This window comes from Streptomyces sp. NPDC044002 (assembly GCF_056434525.1).
The window spans coordinates 23,518-30,330 of sequence record NZ_JBWKEZ010000084.1; the positions used below are offsets into that span (position 1 = coordinate 23,518).

At 72.3% G+C, this 6,813-nt stretch carries 4 protein-coding genes; 3 read left to right on the forward strand and 1 reads right to left on the reverse strand.

Translation table 11 applies throughout. From position 1 onward, the window contains the following. Window positions 1-601: 601 nt before the first annotated feature. Window positions 602-2,059 carry a peptidoglycan recognition protein family protein gene (locus AC07A6_RS36915; RefSeq protein WP_478780038.1) on the reverse strand — a complete coding sequence of 486 codons (1,458 nt, stop codon included), beginning with the start codon at window positions 2,057-2,059 and terminating at the stop codon, window positions 602-604. A gap of 140 nt (window positions 2,060-2,199) precedes the next feature. Here AC07A6_RS36915 and AC07A6_RS36920 point away from each other — a divergent pair, with 140 nt between their 5' ends. The 3 genes from AC07A6_RS36920 (at window position 2,200) to AC07A6_RS36930 (ending at window position 6,366) form a co-directional block, all read left to right on the forward strand. After that, on the forward strand, window positions 2,200-2,949 hold the full coding sequence (locus AC07A6_RS36920; protein WP_386272718.1) for a TIGR03089 family protein: 750 nt from the start codon (window positions 2,200-2,202) through the stop codon (window positions 2,947-2,949). A 167-nt stretch (window positions 2,950-3,116) separates the two neighbouring features. Then, on the forward strand, window positions 3,117-4,406 hold the full coding sequence (locus tag AC07A6_RS36925) for an LCP family protein (protein ID WP_478780039.1): 1,290 nt from the start codon (window positions 3,117-3,119) through the stop codon (window positions 4,404-4,406). Between the two features lie 223 nt (window positions 4,407-4,629). After that, complete coding sequence (locus AC07A6_RS36930; RefSeq protein ID WP_478780040.1) at window positions 4,630-6,366, forward strand: LCP family protein; 1,737 nt, start codon at window positions 4,630-4,632, stop codon at window positions 6,364-6,366. Window positions 6,367-6,813: the final 447 nt, after the last annotated feature.

Genomic DNA, 6,813 nt, shown 5'->3' on the forward strand with positions numbered 1-6,813 from the left:
GATCGCCCGAGGCCGGCCGTCGGCCGCCGAGATCAGAGAAGCGCGTAGCGATCTGACGCGCCCGTCGGCCGCCTGGGCTGCTCTGTTCGTCCTCTGGTGCGGGTATCAGCCCCAGACGGGCGCCGGACGCCGAGAAATGAGGAGCGCGTAGCGATCTGTCGCGCCTCGGCGCTCCGCAGAGGGCTCTGATCAACCTCTCGTGCGGGTAGCCGCGCCCCTGGCCCGGAATCGCAGATGTGGGGGCCCGGATGCCCGGCCGGCCGACGCCCGGCCCCTCGCCTCATCGCTGAGAGACCCGTCCCTTTCCCTTGGACCGTGCCGTTTCTTTGGGGGTTTCCCGGCAGTCTTTCGGCTTTCCGTGGCGGGTCGGCCTGTCAAGGGTCGCCGAAGGCGATCGCGTAGCGACGCGACCGAAGGGAGCGCCCTTGACAGGCCGGCACGAACCGGAAGGACGATGGGACTGACGGGAAGCCCCCAACCAGCCCTGAGACGGGGCGAGGGGCTACCGCTCCCCGACGTCCCGGCCGCAGACGGGGGCGGGTGGGCAACCACCGACCGGGCCCGGTACCTCGAGGGGGAGATAGCGGGCCCGCGGCGGCGGCTAACGCCCCTGGAGCTTCGCCGACGAAGTGCGCGTCGGGGGGAGCTGGTTGTAGAGGAGGCGGCCCGGGCATTCGGTGGCGAAGCCGTCGCGGTGGCCCGAGATGACGTTCAGCTTGACGTTGCTGCCCTTCGGGTAGCGGTTGCCGCCGCCCGATTTGAGGGTGGTCTTCGCCCTCGGGTCGGCGCCGAAGATGCCCAGCTTCCAGGCCGTCAGGCGTGCCACCGCGTCCACCGCCGGGGCCGGCGGGGCGGTGGAGGTGTAGGTGCCGATCACGGCGATGCCCATGCTGTCGGCGTTGAACCCCATGGTGTGCGCGCCGAGCACCGGCTTCGCGACTCCGCCCGCCCGGCCCTCGTAGACCGTTCCGCACTTGTCGACGGCGAAGTTGTAGCCGAAGTCCCGCCAGCCGCTGCTCACCACGTGGTAGCGGTACAGGCTGCGCAGCACCGCCGGGGCGTCCTTGCAGGCGTAGTTGTTGCCGGAGGCCGTGTGGTGGACGAAGGCGGCCTTGACGGTGCTGGTGTAGACGAAGCCCGTCTCGCGCAGGGACTCGTCCGCGCCCCAGCCGCGCCGGGTCACGATCTTCGGGCGGGGGCCGATGTACGGCGCGGCGGCGGCGGTGAGTTCGCCGTCGCTGGCGAAGACGGCGTCGGCCGTGGAGTCCGCCTTGTTCAGGGCGGGGATCTCCAGGGCGCCGAGCGGGGCGTGCGGCAGGTTGGCGGAGGAGGCCTCCGCCATCTCCATGGTCATGCCGGTCTGTACCGCGGTGTCGCCCTTGTCGTCGTCCGAGTCGCCCGAGCCGCCCGAGCCGCCCTCGTCGTCCGGGTCGTCCGCGGGGCGCTGTGCCGGGCGGGTCGTGGTGGTGCCGGTGCCGTTCTTGCCGTCCAGGAGCGCCACCGGCGCCCCCGAGCCCGGGTCGACGAGTTCGATCCGCATGCCCGACGGCAGCCGGGACGCGGACCGGGTGGTGGCGGTCTCCGCCTGGACGCGGACCTCCACGGCGTCGGAGGCTCCGACCCACAGCGGGGCGGTGCTGCCGCGGACGCGGCCGGTGCCGCGTTCCGTCGCGTCGGGGTCGGCGGCGTGTTCGCCGTTGTGGGTGTCGAGGTCCTGCCAGTGCGACCACTGCCGGGTGCCGACCGCGCGGGTACGGACCTGGACGCTGCCGACGAGCGGGGTGCTCGCGTCGTCCCAGACGAGGCCGACCAGCGAGAACGTCTTGACCTCGCGCGCCGCCAGGCCCCGGGTCTCGGCCGGGTCCGGTGCGGCGCTCATGCCGGGCACGCCGGGGATGCGGGCGCCCGAGGGCGCCAGGGGGACGAGCGGCAGCGACTGGGTGGATCCGGCGGGGTCCGCGGGGACCGACTCGGCCTGGGCAGGGGTGGATAGCGCGAGCGGCAGGGCCAGTGCGGCAGCCGTCGCGACGCCGATGGAGGAAGCAAGGAATCCGCGCATGGAAGCGATGCTGGGCACAGCCTCCACGAAGCGCCATCGGAGAACTGACGATCCGTCCGACGATCAGTGCGGCCGCCCACCCCCGTACGGGCGAGCCGCCACCCGCCGTACGGGGGACGGGCCCGCGTACGCTGGGCCGGGTGAACGCCACTGACCGCACCCCTGCCGACCTGCTGCGATCCGCGCTCGCCGCGGATCCGGGCCGCCCTCTCGTGACCTTCTACGACGACGCCACGGGCGAGCGCGTCGAATTGTCCGTCGCCACCTTCGCCAATTGGGTGGCCAAGACCGCCAACCTGCTCCAGGGTGACCTGGGCGCCGAGCCGGGCGACCGGCTGGCGCTGCTGCTCCCGGCGCACTGGCAGAGCGCCGTGTGGCTGCTCGCCTGTGCGTCCGTCGGGGTGGTGGCCGAGGTGGGCGGGGATCCCGCCGGTGCCGACCTGGTGGTGAGCGGGCCGGACACGCTGGAGGAGGCCCGTGCCTGCTCCGGCGAGCGGGTCGCGCTCGCGCTGCGTCCGCTGGGCGGGCGGTTCCCGCAGCCGCCGGCCGGGTTCGCGGACTACGCGGTGGAGGTGCCGGGGCAGGGTGACCGGTTCGCCCCCTTCGCTCCGGTCGACGCCGACGGCCCGGGCCTGGTGGTGGGCGGCGAGGAGTTCAGTCAGGCGGACGTGGTCGAGCGGGCGCGGGCGGACGCGGCCGGCCGGGGCGCCGGCGAGGGTGTCCGGGTGCTGTCGGGGCTCGGCTACGACAGCTGGGAGGGGCTGTCGGCCGGGCTGTACGGGGCGCTGGCCACGGGCGGCTCCGTGGTGCTGTGCCGGAACCTGGACGCGCTGTCGCCCCAGGCGCTGGAGCAGCGCGTCGAGAGCGAGCGCGTCACCCTCCGGGTCTGACCCGGCCCTCCCGGGGGCTGCTCGGCGGCCCGGCCGCGATTTGTCACCCACATGGCCCTTGCCCGACCCCTGCCCCCGGGCCGTCGACGTCACCCGGGGGCAGGATCGGCTCCAGGCCGTGCTCACCCGTACGGCTGGTTGCCGGCAGGTGAGGGGACGGAACGCGAGTGACGGGCAGCGCGGGCATACCGTACGGCTCCGGGGTGTCCGGAGGCAGTGGGGTGCCTCCGCGCGGGCGCCGGCGCCGGCTGCTGCGCTGGGTCGGGCTGGGGCTGGTCCTGCTGGTGCTGGCGGGGGCGGCGGCGGGCTGGTGGCTGTACGCGAAGCTCGACGGGAACATCACCGAGGACACCTCTGCCGAGGCCGAGCTGCGGCGCTACGAGCGCGAGCGCCCGGCGCACTTCGGGGCCGGCGCCCAGAACATCCTGCTGATCGGCTCGGACTCCCGCTCGGGCACGGCCAACGCGCGCTACGGGCAGGACGAGGGCACCCAGCGTTCGGACACCACGATCCTGCTGCACCTGCCGGCGGACCGGGCGAGCGCGACGGCCGTGTCGATACCGCGGGACCTGATGGCGGAGGTCCCGAGCTGTCTGAAGCCGGACGGCACCCGGACCGGTGAGCGGTTCGCGCAGTTCAACTGGGCGTTCCAGTGGGGCGGTGCCGCCTGCACGATCCGTACGGTCGAGCGGCTGACCGGGATCCGGATCGACCACCACATGGTGGTGGACTTCGGCGGGTTCAAGAAGATGGTCGACGCGGTCGGCGGGGTCGAGGTGTGCCTGAAGCGGCCGGTGGTGGACGAGGAGGCGCACCTCAGGCTCCCGGCGGGGCGCCAGCTGCTCCAGGGCGAGCAGGCGCTGGGTTTCGTCCGGGCGCGGTACGGCCTGGGCGACGGCAGCGACACCGAACGGATGGAGCGCCAGCAGCAGTTCCTGGGTTCGCTGGTGGAGAAGGTGAAGAGCAACGGGGTGCTGCTGAACCCGGCGCGGCTGTATCCGCTGCTGGACGCGGCCACCTCTTCGGTGACCACCGATCCGGGGCTGGCGTCGCTGCGCGGCCTGTATGAACTCGTACGGGGTGTACGGGACATACCGACCGATCAGGTCAAGTTCCTGACGGTGCCGCGTCGCCCGTACGCGGCGGATCCCAACCGGGACGAGCTCGTCGAGCCCGACGCGGCCCGGCTGTTCCAGCAGCTGCGCATGGACCTGCCGCTGACGATCACCTCTCCGGAGCCGGATGCGCGGGTCCGGCCGGAGCCCGATCCGGAACCTGATCCGGAGCCTCGTACGGGGTCCTCGGAGCCGGTCCGGGAGGGTGCCGGACCGGCTGTGGCGACCGGCCCGGCGACGGCCTCGCCGGAGCCGTCGCCGACGAGAAGCGGAAGCCCCGTGGGGGTCACGCCGGTGCCGACTTTCACGGGAACCACGGCGGCCGCGGCCGACTGCCGGTAAAGCAATCCAAAAGCCCGGGGTCAGGCCGAGCCCGATGGGCGCTTTGGCCCGTTATAGAGAGAGTGGATTTTGTCACCAGCATGGTTTGGGGCTGACCTGGCCGGATAAGGTGAGCGATCCGGTGCACCGGCCGTGACAGGGGCCTTGCACCAGCAGCCGGATCGTTGACCGCGTGCCTGGGGGGAGGCGCGTCGCGAAGCACCGACGGAGGATTCGAGCAACCGTGGATGCGCAAAGCCGTGGGCGGGCGGACGAGATCGACCCCGCAGACCAGTGGGTGCTCAATCCCCGCACCGGCAACTACGAACTGCGACTGGGCCATTCCGCTGCGCAGCAGCACACCGTCTCCGCGCCCCGCAGATCCCGCAGGACCGCCACCGCCCCCTCCGCGCCGACCGCTCCCTCCCCGGCCGTACCCAAGCCCCGCCGCGGCGAAGGCCTGCCCGGCGGGCGGCGCGGCGGGCGTCCGCGCAAGGGCGGCGGTCCTCCCCGCCGGCGCAAGGTGCTGGTGGCGACGGGCGGGACGCTGGCGCTGCTGCTGGTCGGCGGCGGGCTGGGCTCGTACCTCTACTACGAGCACCTGAACGGCAACCTGAAGGTCATCGACACCGGTGGCGTGGGCGCCGGTTTCAAGAAGGACCAGCCGATCAACATCCTGGTGATCGGCACCGACAAGCGCAGCGGCAAGGGCAACGAGGGCTACGGGGACGCGGAGAGCGTCGGCCACGCCGACACCACGATCCTCTTCCACGTGTCCAAGGACCGCAGCAACGCGACGGCGCTGTCCATCCCGCGCGACCTGATCACCGACATCCCGGCCTGCCCGACGAAGCAGTCGAACGGTTCAGTGAAGGACATTCCCGCCACCAAGGGCACCCGCTTCAACAACAGCCTGGGCCAGGAAGGGCGGGACCCGGGCTGCACGATGCGCACGGTCAAGCAGCTGACCGGCATCGAGGTCGACAACTTCATGATGGTCGACTTCAACGCGGTGAAGAACCTGAGCACGGCGGTGGGCGGGGTGCCCGTCTGCGTGGAGAAGGACGTCAACGACCGCGATTCCAAGCTGAGCCTGAAGGCGGGCGAGCACCGCCTCCAGGGCGAGCAGGCGCTGGCCTTCGTTCGGACGCGGCACGCGTTCGGCAACGAGAGCGACCTGGACCGGATCAAGACCCAGCAGCAGTTCCTGGGTTCGATGATGCGGGAGATGAAGTCCAAGGAGACGCTGACCAGTCCGAAGAAGTTCGTGTCGCTGGCGGAGGCGGCCACCAAGTCGCTGACGGTGGACCAGGGGCTGGGGTCGATCGGGAAGCTCACCGACCTCGCCGGTGAGTTGAAGGACATAAACCTCAAGAACGTCACCTTCACCACGCTCCCGGTGCTCGACAATCCGAACGAGCCGGCGAACCGCAAGTCGACCGTGGTCCTCAACGCGGCGCCGGCCGAGGAGCTGCTCCGGATGATCCGCGCGGACGTCTCGCTCACCGAGGTCGAGAAGAAGGAGGCGGCGGCGAAGGAAGCGGCCGACGCCGACGCCAAGGCCCGGCAGGACGCGGTGCTCCAGGGCAACCGCGCGCCCGCGGGGGACGTCAGGGTGGACGTGTACAACGGCGGTGGGCCGCCGGGATCGGCCTCCACTACCCTGACCTGGCTGCAGAACGGCAAGGGCGTCCTCAAGGCGAGCAACCACGGCAACGCCTCCGCCCGGCTGGACGCCACCCAGCTGGAGTTCGCCCCGAACCAGGCCGACCAGGCCCGGGCGCTGGCGGACATGATGGGGCTGTCCGGTGCCGCGCTGAAGATGGGTTCCGTGGACGCGGGTCCGAGGACGCCGATGAAGCTGACGCTGGGCTCCGACTTCAAGGAGCCGGGGAAGCCGCTGGGCGCGCCGCAGACGCCGCAGCAGGCGCCCGAGGGGCTCCAGCGGGTCGAGGCGGACAAGGCGGTCTGCGCGAAGTGAGCGGTCCGCACCACGGGGGCGGACGGCTGTTACGGCACGGCACGCACCAGCACCACCGATCTTTTCTGCCGACCGGCGTATGACGGGCGGTAGCCGGTAGGACCGGCACCACACCGACCAGTAGTGATCTTGAGGGGGGAAGCGTGAAGCACAGCAGCGTGCGGGGGGAGGGGGCGCCCGACCAGGCCGCCGACGGCATATCCGACGGCGAGCCGAAGGGCGACGACGGCGAGCCGAAGGGCGAGCAGAAGACCGCCGCCTCGGTGCCCCCGCCCCGGAAGGGCTCGGGTACGGCCCAGGCCGCGGAGGGCGGGCTCCCGGTGGGGGGGGGGGGGGGGGGGGGGGGGGGGGGGGGGGCGGGGGTGGGGGGGGGGGCTTGCTTCCCCCTTTTGTCTTTCCCTCCTCTCCCTCCCCCCCCCCACCCCACCCACCCCACCCCCATCACCC